The sequence below is a fragment of the Caballeronia sp. LjRoot34 genome (assembly GCF_964253815.1).
Lineage (GTDB): Bacteria > Pseudomonadota > Gammaproteobacteria > Burkholderiales > Burkholderiaceae > Caballeronia.
In genome coordinates, this window is record NZ_CAXUSB020000003.1 from 1,248,812 (window position 1) to 1,264,041 (window position 15,230).

11 protein-coding genes are annotated in these 15,230 nt (G+C 57.0%); 7 read left to right on the forward strand and 4 right to left on the reverse strand.

The annotated features are described in order from the left end of the window. Positions 1 to 30: 30 nt before the first annotated feature. Positions 31 to 1,116, reverse strand: coding sequence for an SDR family oxidoreductase (locus ACSQ36_RS36570; protein WP_436185856.1), 1,086 nt, complete (start codon positions 1,114 to 1,116; stop codon positions 31 to 33). A 623-nt stretch (positions 1,117 to 1,739) separates the two neighbouring features. Here ACSQ36_RS36570 and ACSQ36_RS36575 point away from each other — a divergent pair. From ACSQ36_RS36575 to ACSQ36_RS36605, 7 genes are all read left to right on the forward strand, one after another. Beyond that, positions 1,740 to 2,864 carry an LLM class flavin-dependent oxidoreductase gene (locus tag ACSQ36_RS36575; RefSeq protein WP_436185857.1) on the forward strand — a complete coding sequence of 375 codons (1,125 nt, stop codon included), beginning with the start codon at positions 1,740 to 1,742 and terminating at the stop codon, positions 2,862 to 2,864. A gap of 565 nt (positions 2,865 to 3,429) precedes the next feature. After that, on the forward strand, positions 3,430 to 5,232 hold the full coding sequence (locus ACSQ36_RS36580; protein WP_436185858.1) for an acyl-CoA dehydrogenase: 1,803 nt from the start codon (positions 3,430 to 3,432) through the stop codon (positions 5,230 to 5,232). A gap of 1,207 nt (positions 5,233 to 6,439) precedes the next feature. Continuing rightward, the gene (locus ACSQ36_RS36585; RefSeq protein ID WP_436185859.1) at positions 6,440 to 7,372 is read left to right on the forward strand and encodes a substrate-binding domain-containing protein; all 933 of its coding nucleotides are present in this window, start codon (positions 6,440 to 6,442) and stop codon (positions 7,370 to 7,372) included. 142 nt (positions 7,373 to 7,514) lie between these two features. Continuing rightward, on the forward strand, positions 7,515 to 9,026 hold the full coding sequence (locus ACSQ36_RS36590; RefSeq protein WP_436185860.1) for a sugar ABC transporter ATP-binding protein: 1,512 nt from the start codon (positions 7,515 to 7,517) through the stop codon (positions 9,024 to 9,026). Then, positions 9,023 to 10,000, forward strand: coding sequence for an ABC transporter permease (locus tag ACSQ36_RS36595; RefSeq protein WP_436185861.1), 978 nt, complete (start codon positions 9,023 to 9,025; stop codon positions 9,998 to 10,000). Before ACSQ36_RS36590 ends, ACSQ36_RS36595 begins: the two co-directional genes overlap by 4 nt. Then, positions 9,997 to 10,968, forward strand: a complete 972-nt coding sequence (locus ACSQ36_RS36600; protein ID WP_436185862.1) for an ABC transporter permease — start codon at positions 9,997 to 9,999, stop codon at positions 10,966 to 10,968. The genes ACSQ36_RS36595 and ACSQ36_RS36600 overlap by 4 nt, the downstream gene beginning before the upstream one ends. Positions 10,969 to 11,265: 297 nt before the next feature. Continuing rightward, positions 11,266 to 12,402 carry a porin gene (locus tag ACSQ36_RS36605; protein WP_436185863.1) on the forward strand — a complete coding sequence of 379 codons (1,137 nt, stop codon included), beginning with the start codon at positions 11,266 to 11,268 and terminating at the stop codon, positions 12,400 to 12,402. Between the two features lie 108 nt (positions 12,403 to 12,510). On the opposite strand, the gene ACSQ36_RS36610 is transcribed toward ACSQ36_RS36605, so the two are convergent. The 3 genes from ACSQ36_RS36610 to glcF all read right to left on the reverse strand — a co-directional run bounded on the left by ACSQ36_RS36610 (position 12,511) and on the right by glcF (position 15,227). Beyond that, positions 12,511 to 13,206: a glutathione S-transferase family protein gene (locus ACSQ36_RS36610; RefSeq protein WP_436185864.1), complete on the reverse strand. Its 696-nt coding sequence runs from the start codon at positions 13,204 to 13,206 to the stop codon at positions 12,511 to 12,513. Positions 13,207 to 13,512: 306 nt separating this feature from the next. After that, positions 13,513 to 13,965, reverse strand: coding sequence for a heme-binding protein (locus ACSQ36_RS36615; protein WP_436185865.1), 453 nt, complete (start codon positions 13,963 to 13,965; stop codon positions 13,513 to 13,515). A gap of 44 nt (positions 13,966 to 14,009) precedes the next feature. Beyond that, the gene (glcF, locus tag ACSQ36_RS36620) at positions 14,010 to 15,227 is read right to left on the reverse strand and encodes a glycolate oxidase subunit GlcF (protein ID WP_436185866.1); all 1,218 of its coding nucleotides are present in this window, start codon (positions 15,225 to 15,227) and stop codon (positions 14,010 to 14,012) included. Positions 15,228 to 15,230 lie beyond the last annotated feature (3 nt).

Consider the following 15,230-nt stretch of genomic DNA (forward strand, 5'->3'; position numbering starts at 1 on the left):
TTCGATTTTTCAAGCAATGTCGGTACGCGCCTAGGGAATCAGGCGGTATTCACGCAGCCGACGTAAGTGAGAGAGAATGCTCTGATGCGAATCGATGCATGCACCGAAGCCAGCCTGCCGAATCTTGATGGTGCTCTGGACCATGTCGCTGCCGAAGTTCAGTTGACCATCAAGGAATGGCCAGGACACCAGTTCGGACCACGGTGTCGGCGTCAGATTGTGCTTTCTAATTGTCCGTTCCCAGAGGGCTGCCTTGTCCCGCATCTGTTCGGCGAGAGACATGGGCTGGGGAGCGGCGACAGCCATATCGAAGAACTCTGCCACTTCAGGCCAGAGGTGCTGCCACCGGAAGTGGTCACCGTTCGTGACATTGAAGATTTCGTTGCGAGCGGAGGGAGAGGTGAGCGCCCAGAGCACGGCTTGCGCGAGAATTTCAGAGTCTGTCACCTGGTGCAGCGCCGTCCATGCTGCCTTCCTGCCGGGAAATCGCAACGGCACATTCAATTCACGGCTGGCTACGGCAAACGCCGCGAGTCCCATGACAAGGTTCATCGGCGAGCCAATGCTTGGACCGATTACAGCATCAGGCCGCAGCACGGTCCAGTTGTAACCCCGTGTCTGTGCGCGAGCCCAGAGAATGTCTTCCTGGTCGTTGTAGAAAATCGGACCCATGAAACGCGGGTCACTTTCCTTGGCGGGTGATTTGTAGGGGCCAAGATGCTCCGCGTATGACTTGCCACCACCGATGAGAACAACAGACTGCAATTTCGCGCCCGCGAGCTGAAGCCCTTCGAGTGCGTTGTCGAACATCGAGGCATTGGGCCCAACAGCCGCTGCCATCGATTCCCGTTCAGCGTATGCGCAGTAAACCAGGTCGGTCACGCTTTCCAGCCTGGAGCGGGCGTCCCTTATCTCTGCCGGGTTAAGCAAATCGATGCGCAGGTGGTCTGGTGTTGGAGCCCCGTCGAGCATTTGGGCTGGTGCCGCGCGTCGCGCGGCAGTCAGGACGGTCCAGTCTGTGTTTCGCATTGCGCTCGCCACGGCTGTCCCGACTACGCCGTAGCCACCCACAATGAGGAGTCTCCGAGCTGGCGCAGACCCTGTGTTAGTCGTCATGGTTACCTTTCTGAAGGTTAATTGGACAATGATGCGGATGCGTCGTGCTGCCCTAGGTCCATGCTATGCGCGAGGCTTGTTCCGAACTGCCGTCAAATTGGACTCGTTTTTACGCGCGGCCCTGAGAAGGACAATATGAGTGAACGAACTATGAGTCAATATTCATTTATGAATGACAAGTCATTTTAAGGGTAAACGACACGCACCTGGAGTCGGGTGACGACGGAGAACAGTCATCAGTTTTTATGAAATCTGTTTTCTGAAATCTCAGGAAATGAATTGTCGTCCCGTCATTTATCCTGTACCTCAGAGCGAGATGAGTGCTGCATTTTGAATGTATTTAGTGATACTAATGATGGAGAAATCAACAGAAGGGCCAGCAATGTCTTCGACGTGGTGCCGTCGGAGATAAGAGACCCCCTAGCGTACGTAAGCGGCTGCTACCGGCGGCTTCACAGCTACCCGTATTCAGACTGTTCATGTTTTAGAGGAGTGCCCTGAGAGCGCCGGCACCGCTTACCTGCGTCCTGGATAAGCGGACCGGCTTGATGCGTCGCCAGAATCAAAACGTACCGCGTAGACGGTCAGATTCTGGTCTTACATAGAAAGAGTTAGGAGATGAAATGAAACTTGGCATTTTCATGCAGCCGCTCCACCTGTCCGGCGCACCATATCACGCAATGTACGACATGGACGTTGCGTGCGCCATTCACGCGGACAAGGTAGGATATGACGAGCTCTGGATGGGCGAACACACGTCGCAGCGAACCGAACCGGTAACCAACGCGCTGCAGTTTCTTTCGGCACTGATTCCTGTTACCGAGCGCATCAAGCTTTGCACTGGCGTTCTAAACCTGCCACATCATCACCCTGCTCGCATTGCGGCGGACGCAGCCATGTTCGACCACATGTCGAAGGGGCGCTTCATTATGGGCATTGGCCCGGGAGGACTTGCATCGGACTTTGAGGTATACAAGAGCGACCACAAGGCGAGCGGGGCAATGCTCGCGTCCTGTTACCAGATGATTCGCGCTATCTGGAACACCGATGCGCCATACGACCTGAAGACGGCGCATCACGAGGTCAGCATCAAGAACACCGTTCACGAAGAACTCGGTGTAGGGCTGATGCCGGTCCCGTATCAGAACCCGTTCCCACGCGTGGCGACTTCGGCGATGAGCAACTTCTCCAGCACCGCAAGGCTGGCTGGTGCCAACGACTGGGACGTGATTTCTGCCAACTTCAACCTTCCCTCGACTGTCGCGTCGCATTGGCAGGCCTATTGCGATGGCGCGCTTTCGGCCGGGGTGAAACCTGACCGCCGGAACTGGCGAATCGCCCGTTCTGTGTTTGTTGCCGACTCCCAGTCTGAGGCAGACGAATACCTGGCCCGCGAAACTAACGCGCTGGCCACATACTTCGATTTCATGGTGACTCACCTGAAGGTCATTGGTTACGCGAGCATCTTCAAGTCGCGCCCCGACATGACGGACGACGAGGTGAACATCGAGCATTGCATCCGCGAGATGGTTATTGCCGGCGACGCAAAATCGGTCGTTGACCAACTGGTCGCGTTCAGCGAGAAGACCGGCCCGTTCGGCACTCTCCTGACCACCTTCCATGAGTGGGATGACGAGGCCCTCTGGCACCGTTCGATGGAACTGACAGCGAACCAGGTGATGCCGAAGCTGAGCGAGTACATGGAGCCCCGGCTGACCGAAGCGCAGCAGGTCGAATACGCGCAGTAAGTATTCTTTCGGCCGCTGTCGCGGCGGTTGCTGCGATATATCGAGCTGCTGCGGTGCAGTGAATGAGCGCTGTTTCGCGTTCTCCGGAACACTGAATCGCATTTCTTGTGAGGGACCAGAAGAATCTCCTGTGCTGGTTCCGCCGCTCGCGTGCACTCCAAGGGCACGCGAGCGGCTTTTTCATTTATGAAGCAACGTCTGTAAACGGGACCATGCGCGAAAGTTCGCTGACGTTGCCTGAGAGGTTTACGCACGAGTGTCGCCCCTCTACCGGGGCGGTGCGCTGCATGCTGATTCTGAGGTCATCAATGGCGCTGGGCTCCTCACGCTCGAGAGCGGACGGAACCTGTTTGAATTCGTGCCGGTATTCGTTGAACTGCGCGGGCTTATCCCGTGCGCGAGCCGCGACTGGGGATTGGGCACGCGCGGAAGCCAGCGAGCGTGGCGAAAGAGAAAGTATGGATACGACAGTCGTCGGCCCCGGTCGATATGGCGACACGTTCATTGACCTACGCGAGGTCAGTGTCCTGCTGACTCGTCCGCATCAACACTTAGGAAAATTGTAATGACCTACATCGCCCCAACCAAAGACATGTTCTTCGTACTCGAAGAACTGGCCGATATCGCAACAACCTCGACGTTGCCGGGTCTTGAAGATGCAAACCTGGAAACCGCGAAGGCAATCCTGGACGAAGCAGCGAAGTTCAGCTCGGAGGTACTAGCACCGCTGAACTTCGAAGGCGACAGGAATCCGAGCTCGTGGCAGAACGGCGACGTCATCACAACGCCGGGATTCAAGGAAGCATTTCATCAGTTCGCCGCAGGCGGTTGGCAAGGTATCGTCCATCCCACTGAGTTTGGTGGCCAAGGCCTGTCGAAGCTGATTGCGACGCCATGCACTGAAATGCAGAATGCTGCAAATATGTCCTTCGCCCTATGCTCATTTCTGACGGACGGTGCCATCGAGGCCCTGCTGACAGCGGGGTCCGACGAACTGAAAGAGCGATATTTGCCTAAGCTCATCTCGGGTGAATGGACCGGGACGATGAACCTCACTGAGCCACAGGCTGGTTCGGATTTGTCGCTGGTCAGCTCCCGCGCGGTTCCGAACACTGTCGGCACTTATGCGATGTTCGGTACGAAGATTTTTATCACCTACGGCGAACACGACATGGCGAGCAATATTGTGCATCTTGTTCTCGCGCGAACTCCTGACGCTCCCGCAGGTGTGAAGGGGATTTCGTTGTTTGTCGTGCCCAAATTCCTGGTCAATGAAGACGGCACGCTGGGTCAGCGCAACGACGTGCGATGCCTCTCAATCGAGCACAAGCTCGGTATCAAGGCGAGTCCTACGGCAGTGCTGCAATTCGGTGACAACGGCGGCGCGGTGGGCTATCTGGTCGGCGAGGAGAATCGGGGCCTCGAATACATGTTCATCATGATGAACGCGGCCAGATTCGCGGTCGGCCTGCAGGGAATCGGTGTTTCCGATGCGGCATATCAAAAGGCTGTGATTTATGCGAAGGAGCGTGTGCAAAGCCGACCGGTGGATGGTTCGTCCAAAAAATCCGTAGCCATTATTCAGCATCCCGACGTCCGAAGGATGCTGACGACAATGCGTGCACTGACGGAAGGCGCTCGAGCGCTGGCTTATGTTGCAGCGGCTCATCTTGACTTCGCACACTACGCCGAGGACAGCCCGAGACGGGGCCATCACAGAGCCCTCTACGAGTTCCTGGTGCCCATTGTAAAGGGGTGGAGCACCGAGATGTCACTGGAAGTGACGAGCCTTGGCCTGCAGGTACATGGCGGCATGGGGTTCATCGAGGAGACGGGCGCCGCGCAGTTCTATCGAGACGCCCGGATTCTCCCGATTTATGAAGGCACGACCGCCATCCAGGCAAACGACCTGGTCGGACGGAAGACGTTCAGGGATGGCGGTGCAACTGCGCGAGTCATACTCGAAGCCGTGGGGAAGACTCTAGCCGAGTTGGAGAGCATCGATGCTGGAGAAGCCGGGAACGCCTGTCGTGCGATGCACGGTCGTCTGAAAGATGGGCTCGAGGCATTGTCTGATGCTGTGCAATTCGTACTGGACACCAATAGGCACGACCCGAATGCAGTCGCAGCGGGTAGCGTGTTGTACCTCAAGCTTGCCGGCATCGTACTCACTGGCTGGCAGATGGCCCGCGCGCTCGTGGTGGCGGTCAAGAAGCGGAAGGACGACCCTGACTTCTACGGCGCCAAGATTGCGACGGCCCACTTTTTTGCAGACTACATCTTGCCGCAGGCGCCCGCTCTCGCCGTGTCGATACTGAGCGCGAAAGACGGCGAAGCGTCGCTTGCCCTTGTCGAAGACCAGTTCTGACGGGATGAGTCGTGGTAAACACAAGTTCGCCAAACAACACGACCGGCGGATGGGCCGAGCAGTACGGCCCGCGAGAGTCAATGGAACATGATGTCGTCGTCGTAGAACGGTGTGGGGCCCGCCAGAAGGCGGCGGTGGGCCCAATTACCCCAGCATGTGACTGCCAGAGCGACTAATGCGGCAGTCGCTCCGTTAGCAGAGCGACAGGCGTCGTGCCGCGAACCATGAGCATCAACGAACCGGCGGGGCCAGCAACTTTCAATGCCCCCGGTTCCGTCCAATCAATCATCCCAATAGAGGAGCTTCCCCCACTTCGGCCTGACACGTCTGGGCCACTGGTGGACGGCGTTTGCCGCCGCCACAGCTACCTCGTCAATTGTTGGCGGATATCCGATGACAGTGTCTTCAAATTACAGGCCGTCCAGTACTTCACGCCACTTGTGTATTTCCCCAGATTTCCTCAGAACATCTCGTCTCGCGGCTTGTGTCGAGAGCGCTGATAGAGGAAACGATAAGAGTGAATGAGTGCTGAGTCAATATTCATTGCGCGATTTCTGTGCACCTCGGGGTAAACGACATCGAAGATTTATAGGTTCCCAGAACCCCGAAACTAAGCATGAAACCAGTCCTCGCCACAAGTGACCATATTTCACTTTTTATGAAATCTGTTTTCGGAAGTTCCAGAGAAAGGATTGCCGGTGGCGTCATTTATCCTGTGCCTCACACCGACGGAAAACACTTTGTTCGGTAGCGCTTAATAATGATTTGATGAGACGAAGTGAGCGGTCACGACGGGCATTCTGATTCCGATATGCAATGTATTGTAGTAAGTAATACGAAATAACGTTACCTGGTTTTTGTAAGTCTAGCTTGCGAAGAAAACAGTATCGCCCAGTGAGGTCAAGAGGTAGGTCGGCGCTAGTAGGAAGGGCGGTCGGTCTTCAGCGGGGCTGCCCGAACCGAAAAAACAGATGCGGCCAAAAGAGCTTGTGCTATGCGGTTTGAGAAAATATTGGAGACGAAGATGAAGCATGCAACGAAAAGTGGCATCCCTTTGGCGGCAGCAGTTGTACTGGCGGTGGCATCGCTGGGTACGTCACTGTCATCGGTGGCAGCAGACACATACATGCCTGCGTGTTACAAGCCTGCGCCGGGCGTGACAACCACGATTAAGTACCCAGCTCGCCCGGGTCCGTATCGGGTCGCATTGGTCAACGGCTATACCGGTATTCCGTGGCGTACCCAGATGATTCAGGAAAGTCGCGCGTGGGCTGCGCGCCCTGAAAATGCACGCAACATCAAGGAGTTGAAGGTCGTCAGTACCGGTGCCGATGTTGCAGCACAAATCGCTGCCATCGACAACTTCATCGAAGCCGGCTACGACGTGATTGCCTTTGATGCCGTTAATCCCAAGGCATTCGATGCCGTCGTCCGCCGTGCGAAGAAGGCGGGAACAGTCCTGGTGTCGTTTGATAACCCGGTCGACAACGGAGACATCCTGCAGATTACGCCGGAGTGGACCCGCTTCGAGACCATCCGTACCCAAGTCATTCTCGACCAGATGCCGGTCAAGAAAGGCAGACTGCTCGAAGTCCGGGGGCCGGCCGGCAACGCTGCTGACCGCGACCTACATGCTGGCATGCAAAAGGCCCTCAGCAACTACAAGGACATTCAGGTAACCGAGGTCGTTGGCAACTGGGATACCGGTACGGTGCAAAAGGTGGTTTCTGATGCAATTGCCGTCAACGGAAATTTCGATGCGGTAACTTGCCAGTATGGTTGCCAAGGCGTTACGCGGGCACTTCAGGCAGCGCGCAGTCCTGCAATTCCTGTTGGGGGCGATGCCGCCAATGGCTTTGTAAAGGCGCTCGCTGCACAGAAGCTGCCGGGTGTCGCGGTTTCGACGTCGCCTGGACAGGGTCCTGTTGCCCTGCAGGCAGCGGTGGCACTGATGCAGGGGAAAACTTTCCCGACCCGAGCGTATCTTCCGATTCCGTATGTCCTGACGAAGGACATGAAACCTGACGTCAATTATTTCCCCAATCTCCCGGACACGTACGAAACGGTAGCGAGCTACGTGGACTGCGGCATCTCCTTCACGCCACAGGAAGTCAACAAGTTCCTGGCAGACAACAACTGAGCGTTCGGGTGTGGATGTCCCGCTAGTTGCGACGTCCACCATTTGATGTCAAGAAGAGAGGTCCATGGTGACTGCAATTGACGTGGTTGATAGCTTCCTGCGCCTGGATGGCGTAACGAAGCGCTATGGCGGTACGACCGCCTTGAAGGACATCTCGTTTGGTGCCGCGCGAGGTTCGATTCACGCAATCCTTGGCGAGAACGGTGCGGGCAAAAGCACCTTGATGAAAATCCTGGCTGGCGTTGTAAAGCCCGACAGCGGAACCATCACACTGGGCAGCTCGCCCTTGAGTATGTCAACGCCCTCCGACGCGTTGGAGAGGGGAATTGTCTGCATATTTCAGGAACTGTCGCTCGTACCCCATCTGACCGTGGCTGAAAACATCTGCATCCGAAAGCCGCCGCGGCGCTACGGTCTGGTTGACGGGGCACGCCAACACGCCGAAGCAGCCAGGGTACTGACGGAGATGGGGTTCGAGGGGCAGTTTAATCTCTCGGAGCGCTGCTCGGACCTTTCGCTCTCCAAGCGGCAAATTATCGAAATCGCCAAGGCAATCATTCAGCGTCCCCGTGTACTGATTCTGGATGAGGCGACTTCTGCGCTCGCCGCAGGCGATGTCAACAAAATCCTGAGTCTGCTTAGGAGGTTGCGCGAGGACGGCGTTTGCGTGCTTTTCATCTCGCATCGTATGCATGAAATCGATGCTTTGGCGGACACGTGCTCTGTATTTCGCAGTGGCGAGCGCGTTGCAAGCTTCCCAGCCGGCACGCGCTCACACGAAGACATCGTCAAGCTCATGATTGGTCGCCCAATCGCACAGGTCTATCCACCGAAGCCGGGGTCGGCGTCGACTCACCCTCCTTACTTGCGATTAGCAGGGTTGAACTGGAACAACGTACTCAAGGGTATAGACCTGCAGGTTCGGCCGGGTGAGATTGTCGGGCTTGGTGGTCTCGACGGGCAGGGGCAGCGTGAACTGCTACTGGCCTTGAGTGGAGTTCTTGCAAACGTGGAAGGGGAAATCTACGTCGGCGAGAGACTGGGGGTGCCTGCGAGTCCAAAGGCCGCCAAAGGGCGGGAATTTCAGCTCGCCTTTGTCCCGGAGGAGCGTAAGACGGAGGGACTGTTCATTCGCCGCTCTGTGGCGGACAACCTTAGCGTCGCCGCGCTCAGTCGGGTCACCCGGCGCGGCGCCATCGAGGACAGGTCTGAGAAGTCGATGATTCTGGAGTTGGTCGAGGCACTGCAAATCAAGGCGCCAGACCTGTCGTTGCCGGTCGCGACGCTTTCGGGAGGGAACCAGCAGAAGGTCCTGTTGGGAAAGTGGCTTGCGACCAAACCGAAATTGCTGCTGTTGATGGACCCGACCCGCGGCGTCGATGTCGGGACCAAGCAGGAGATATATCGACTCTTTCGCGACCTTGCGGAGAAGGGCATGGCCATTCTTCTCTACTCGAGCGATTACGACGAACTGATTGGGCTGTGCGACAGGGTCGCCGTCATGTACGACGGAAAAGTTCGCTCGGTCCTTTCCGGCTCGAGCCTGAATGAGCAGCAGATTCTTATGGACTCGATGAATCTGTCCAGTTCCGGCTCCGCGCAGACTCCTGCGTCTGTGTCACAGGATGTACAACTCGGGAGTTACGCGAGATGAAAACCTCATTGCCTCTGTTCTGGCGGTACCAGTCGCGATATCTGATGGCCGGTGCTGTCCTCGTCGCACTGCTGCTTCTCTTTGTTTGCATCCATCCGCGTGGCGCCTCGGTGAACGTGTTCACTGCATGGGCCAATCAAGGGGTTAGTCTTGCTCTCGTAGCGGCTGGGCAAACAATTGTTGTGTTGGTCGGTGGAATCGATATTTCAATCGGGTCCATCATGGCCCTGTGCAACAGCCTTGCCTCGGAACTGGTTCAAGGTGGTCCCGTACAGGTTGTTGCAGGCATCGCTGCCGTACTTGCTATTGGCGCACTGTGTGGCCTGGTCAACGGAATGATTATCGTGTTTGGCCGCATGCAGCCCATCGTCGCGACCCTTGGCACAAGCGCAGCATACACGGGCGTCGCGTTGCTTGTCCGGCCGGCCCCCGGCGGGGCCGTGTCGGAGGGATTAAGCGACGGTTTGACGGGCGCCTTTGCAGGCTGGTTTCCGACCTCTCTGCTTTACCTGTTGGCCCTTGTCCTTCTTCTCTGGCTACCGGTTAAACGTTCGCTGACAGGAAGAGCCATCCTGGCTGTCGGCTCGGCAGAAACATCCGCATTTATGTCGGGTCTTCCAGTCTCGAGAGCCAAGGTCGTAGCTTATACGCTCGCCGGTATGTTCGCCGCAACGGGCGGACTATTCCTCGCACTTCAGACGCTCAGCGGTGACGCGACGACGGGCATGCCTTACACGCTCAATTCCGTGGCTGCAGTTGTGTTAGGAGGGACAGCACTGAGCGGCGGTTCGGGTAGTGTCCTTGCTTCCATCGCCGGAGCCTTTATCTTGCGCACAATTGGAAGTCTCATGTTTTTCATGGGTGTGCCGCCGTCGGCACAACCCCTGTTTGACGGGCTTGTCCTTGTTGGCGCGGTGGTGGTCGGGGCTTTGGGATTGATTGGTATCCGCAACCGGTTGGAGGTGTTTCAATGAAACAGGGCATATTCCCCCGCATTGCCATGGGCTCGTCAACCCGGGCGCTACTCGTCGTGCTGGCGGTGCTGATTGTGGCGGGCGGCATGGTGCACGAGCAGTTTCTCTCTCCCCGCTATCTGCTGCTTCAACTCCAGAGCGGCGCGCTGCTGGGCATCATTGCTGCCGGCGCGATGCTCGTCATTCTCGTGGGACATATCGACCTATCGGTGCCATGGACCTTGAGCGTCTCGGCCATCGTGTCGACGGCGGTGATGCAGACCGCAGCTGGCAGCGCCTGGGCTGAACTGAGTCCGCTGGCCGGTCTGGTAGCGGGAGCGGCTATCGGTGTTCTGAATGGCTTCGGAGTCGCATATCTTCGAATTCCGTCGCTGATATGGACACTTGCAGTGAACGCGATTTTGCTCGGTGCCAGTGCCTTTTATGCGGGAAATGCTGTTGTCGCGAGTCAGCCATCGCACCTGATGACCGTATTGGGAAGCGGAAAACTCTTCAATCTCGTGCCCAACGCGGTCTTGCTATGGGTTGTCTTTTCGGTTGGGCTGATGTGGCTGCTACGGCGCACAGTGATTGGCCGATACATCTATCTGGTCGGGTCCCGGGAGAAGGCTGCTTACCTGTCCGGTATCGATACTCGCCGCGTCGTCCTTGGGGCATTCGTTTTGTCCGGGCTATGCAGTGCCATCGCCGGGATGCTGCTAGCCGGTTACGCGGGGCAGGCCTATCAAAGAATGGGTGACCCGTACCTCTTGCCGGGTATCGCCGCTGTCGTAGTCGGGGGTACAAGCATACTTGGCGGGAAGGGCACATACGGAGGGACGATTGCCGGTGTTCTCGTCATCACGCTTATCAGCAGCATGCTCTCGCTCATGCACGTCCCTGAGGCGATTAAGCAGATTTGCTACGGAATTTTAATCGTCGGTATGGTCAGTCTTTACAGCATCCGTCAAACCACTGCGACCGCATAAGACCTTGCGTCGTTGCCGACGGGCTCCACGCCAGCAGCCATCTCGCGTTATTCCGTTTGGGTAATCGAGGGAGGTCAATTGTTACGGGCGTAAAACATAGGACTACGACGTAATGAGACAAATATTGCTCTGATGAAGAGCGAAATAACTTCAGTTGATATTGGAGAATCTAGATAAAAGTGAACCAGCATTTGAATTTAATGGGTGGTGCCGAGTAAGAAAACATAAGGATTCTGGCGGGCCATAAAAGTAAAAAGGCTTGCCATTCAAATTCCATCAATGAGGTCGGAGGAAGACGTGAAGAAGGTATTTATTGCAGGTGCATCGTTGATTCTGATGGCATCACATTCGTTCGCGCAAAGCAGTGTCACCCTGTATGGAATTATCGACGAGGGTTTCCAGTACACGAGCAATACGGGCGGGAAAAGCTCGTACCAGTTGGCTGACGGGTCGATGGCGGGGGACCGTTGGGGCTTGCTGGGAAACGAGGACTTGGGCGGTGGCCTACGCGCAGTTTTTCGGTTGGAGAATGGATTCAACCTGAATTCTGGAACACTGGGTAACGCGGGACGGATTTTTGGCCGGCAGGCCTATGTCGGGGTGGCTAGCAACTCGCTTGGCACCTTGACGTTCGGGCGACAGTATGACTCGTTCGTCGATTTCATCGCACCTTTGACATCCACGGGCGGTTATGCCGGTTGGGCGTTCACGCACCCGTTCGACAACGACAACGCGGTCGATACCTTTCGGGTCAACAATTCCGTCAAATACACGAGCACCAACCTCAATGGATTGACGTTTGGAGGGCTCTATGGCCTGAGCAATCAGACGGGAGGTTTTGCCAACAACCGTGCCTACAGCCTTGGAGCTACATATTCCGCGGCGGCCTTAACGGTAGCGGCGGCTTACATGCTCATTGACAATCCCGGTCAAAATGCCAGCGGTGCGCTGGCCAACGACGATACGAACTTCACTGCACGTAAACAGCAGGTTTGGGGCGGAGCGCTTAAGTATGTATGGGCTTCGGCGAGCTTCGGGCTAATCTACACGCACACCTCGCTCGACCAGCCGACCAGTTCCATTTACGCCGGGAATTTCAGCGTTGTCCCCAGTTCATTGAAGTTCGACAACATTGAAGCAAACATGCTTTACCAGTTCACACCTGCGTTGTCGGCTCTGTTGATGTACACCTACACCAATGGAACCTTTGACGCTTCGCAGGGGACGTCAAAGCCGCATTGGCACCAAGCCGGTCTGATGGTCGACTACTATCTTTCGAGGCGGACTGACATCTACGCCCTCGCAGTTTATCAACGCGTAGCAGGCGGCCTCACGGGGACCTTCCTCGACAATGCAGACATCACCGGCGGTGCAGGACCATCCAGTGGACGAAATCAGACCTTCGCTCGCATAGGGTTGAAGCATACGTTCTAACAAGGAGCAATTCAGACACGTGCCAGTTCCTCCGACACTTTCGCCAAGAAGCGTATGTAGGGCGGCACGTGATGGCTCATTGGTACTGGTAGCGTTATCTCCGTTTCGTTAATTCCCCGTGGTCACCAGTTTAAGCGCCTGGGCAGCGAGCTCAGCGGTGTCCCCTGCCTTGCCTGTGATTTTCTCCCATCCCGAGGGGTTCGGTACAAGCACCCCCCGTTGCACAGCGTCTCGAGCTTCGACCATTGAAAGCCAGCGCTGCAGGTTAGGAAACTCTTCGATGCCGACGCCACCCCAGTCATGAATGCGCACCCACGGGAAGGTCGCAATGTCGGCGATAGAGTACGGTCCAGCAATGAAGTTCCGGGTGGCCAGTTGGCCTTCCAGCACGCCAAACAACCGCTTGACTTCAGCGTGGTAGCGCTTAATGGCCGGCTCGATTTTTTCGGGGAAGTAGCGGTAGAACACGTTTGCCTGACCCATCATCGGGCCAATGCCGCTCATCTGAAACATCAGCCACTGGATGATATGAATCCGCTCCTCGCTGGTGTTGCCGAATAGCTCGCCAGTTTTCTCCGCCAGATGAATGAGAATGGCCCCGGACTCAAAAATCGTCAGGTTGTTGCACTCAGTGTCGATGATGACAGGGATGCGCCCGTTCGGATTCAAGCTGAGAAAGTCGGGCAGCTTCTGCTCTCCCTTCAGAATGCTGACCGGGTGAACGTTGTAGGGAAGTTCAAGCTCCTCGAGGGCTATGGAGACCTTCCAGCCATTGGGAGTATCGGATGTGTAGAGTTCAATCATGGCAACGCCTGGCTAGTGTTTCGGGTGCGAGGGGGCTTTAGACCCTGTATGCCGGTTCCTGGAGTGGCCGACTTCGCAGTCGGCCGACCGTGGCGGCACGTGAGGGAAGTATGGGAGAGGAGAGGTCTGGGATAAAGACAGCTGGAAGAGACTCACTGTCGAACGCCTGGCGTCAATGCGAGGGGATTGGAAGAATCTCTCAGGTCACCGGTGCTGCATTGCTCGGCCGTGTTGAACTCTCGTCAGTAATTCGCGAATGGTCCCGCTTGGATTCCCGTTCGACGGGGTGGTGCCGACGCCCCTCGTTCATCGGCGAGGAGCGTTGAGCCAGCCTGAACTGTGTGAGCGAGAGGTTTGGCCGGAAATCGCTCCGGCGGCAGCCTTCGCAATCTGTGCATCCTGTGCCGCCTGTACGCCCGAGACCCCTACGGCGCCCACAACTTGGCCGTCTGCGATGACCGGCACGCCGCCTTCCAGAGTGCCAGATAGCGGTGCGCTCAGGAATGCCGTGCGCCCGCCGTTAATCATCTCTTCGTAGGCTTTCGATTCCCGGCGCCCCAGGGCAGCCGTACGCGCTTTCTCGGTGGCAATGTAGCTGCCAATCGGTGCGCAACCATCCAGTCGAAGCAGAGCGAGCGGATGGCCTCCGTCGTCAACGACAGCGATTGCAACCTTCCAGTCGTTCAATTGGGCTTCGGCGCGAGCAGCTTCGAGGATGCGCGTGACTTCGGCTTCTGTCAGTATAGGCTTTGTGAGCATGAGAGAGTTCCTCAGGAATGGGGTGAAATCTGTCTACGAACGACTTATGGAAGCGTGTCTTCGACGAGCTCAATCCAGTGCTTGACCGGACGTGCAGAGCCGCTCTGAAGATGAACCTGACAGCCGATATTGGCTGTCACAATCTGGTCGGGGTTGCCACTCCCAAGCGCAGTCAACTTGTTATCACGAAGCGTTGCCGCGAGCTCAGGCTGAGTGATGGAATAGGTTCCCGCGGAGCCACAGCATAGGTGTGAGTCAGGGACAGCCGTCATTGGGAATCCAAGTCGCTGCAATATCCCTTCAATCGAACCGCCCTGTTTCTGGGCATGCTGAAGCGTACACGGGCAGTGAATTGCGACACGCTGGTCGGCCGCTGCAGGCAGCATTTCGAGCGGCTCATGCGCCAATACTTCGACCAGGTCGCGTGTCAGTTCACTGACACGTTGCGCCTTGAGCGCATATAACGGGTCGTCGCGCAGAAGATGGCGGTATTCCTTGACGAACGCGCCACAACCGCTCGCCGTCATAACGATTGCTTCAGCACCCGCTTCAATTGCCGGCCACCACGCGTCGATATTCTGTCGCGCCCGCGTGAGTCCTACCTCCTGGGCGTTCAGGTGATAATCGGTGGCACCGCAGCAGCCGGCCTGTGGCGCAGCGACGACGCTGATGCCAAATTTATCCATCACTCGCGCTGCCGCCACATTGGTGTTCGGTGAAAGGGCCGGCTGAACGCAACCCTCGAGCATCAGAACCTTGCGTACGTGTTGCGGGCGAGGCCGTTCCTTGGAGGCAGTGGCGCGCTTTGGAATTTTCGCCTGCACTGCTGCCGGCAACAATGCGCGGGTCAGGCGCCCAGCGCCAAGTAACGTGCGAAACAGCATCGGCCGCGGAATGACTTGGCGTAGCCCTGCACGCAGGGCTCGCTCCCGAAGCGGCCGACTCACCCGCCGTTCGACTTCGGCGCGGCCCACGTCGAGCAGAGCGTGATAGTTCACGCCTGAGGGACACGTTGTCTCGCAGTTGCGGCAGGTGAGGCAGCGGTCCAGATGGCTCTGCGTCTTGCGAGTGACCTCTTCGCCTTCAAGTAGCTGCTTGATGAGGTAGATGCGTCCGCGCGGTCCGTCGAGCTCGTTGCCGAGTAGCTGATAGGTTGGGCACGTGGCATTGCAAAAGCCGCAGTGCACGCAGGAGCGCAGAATCGACGCCGCTTCGTCCGCGCGCGGCAGCGCCTGTGCGGCTGCACTAAGATTGGTCTGCATTGG

Bases quoted from the DNA above. Each gene is read 5' to 3' on its own strand.
- ACSQ36_RS36570 (WP_436185856.1), bottom strand. From the start codon at position 1,116: ATGACGACTAACACAGGGTCTGCGCCAGCTCGGAGACTCCTCATTGTG.
- ACSQ36_RS36575 (WP_436185857.1), top strand. From the start codon at position 1,740: ATGAAACTTGGCATTTTCATGCAGCCGCTCCACCTGTCCGGCGCACCA.
- ACSQ36_RS36580 (WP_436185858.1), top strand. From the start codon at position 3,430: ATGACCTACATCGCCCCAACCAAAGACATGTTCTTCGTACTCGAAGAA.
- ACSQ36_RS36595 (WP_436185861.1), top strand. From the start codon at position 9,023: ATGAAAACCTCATTGCCTCTGTTCTGGCGGTACCAGTCGCGATATCTG.
- ACSQ36_RS36600 (WP_436185862.1), top strand. From the start codon at position 9,997: ATGAAACAGGGCATATTCCCCCGCATTGCCATGGGCTCGTCAACCCGG.
- ACSQ36_RS36610 (WP_436185864.1), bottom strand. From the start codon at position 13,206: ATGATTGAACTCTACACATCCGATACTCCCAATGGCTGGAAGGTCTCC.
- ACSQ36_RS36615 (WP_436185865.1), bottom strand. From the start codon at position 13,965: ATGCTCACAAAGCCTATACTGACAGAAGCCGAAGTCACGCGCATCCTC.
- glcF (WP_436185866.1), bottom strand. From the start codon at position 15,227: ATGCAGACCAATCTTAGTGCAGCCGCACAGGCGCTGCCGCGCGCGGAC.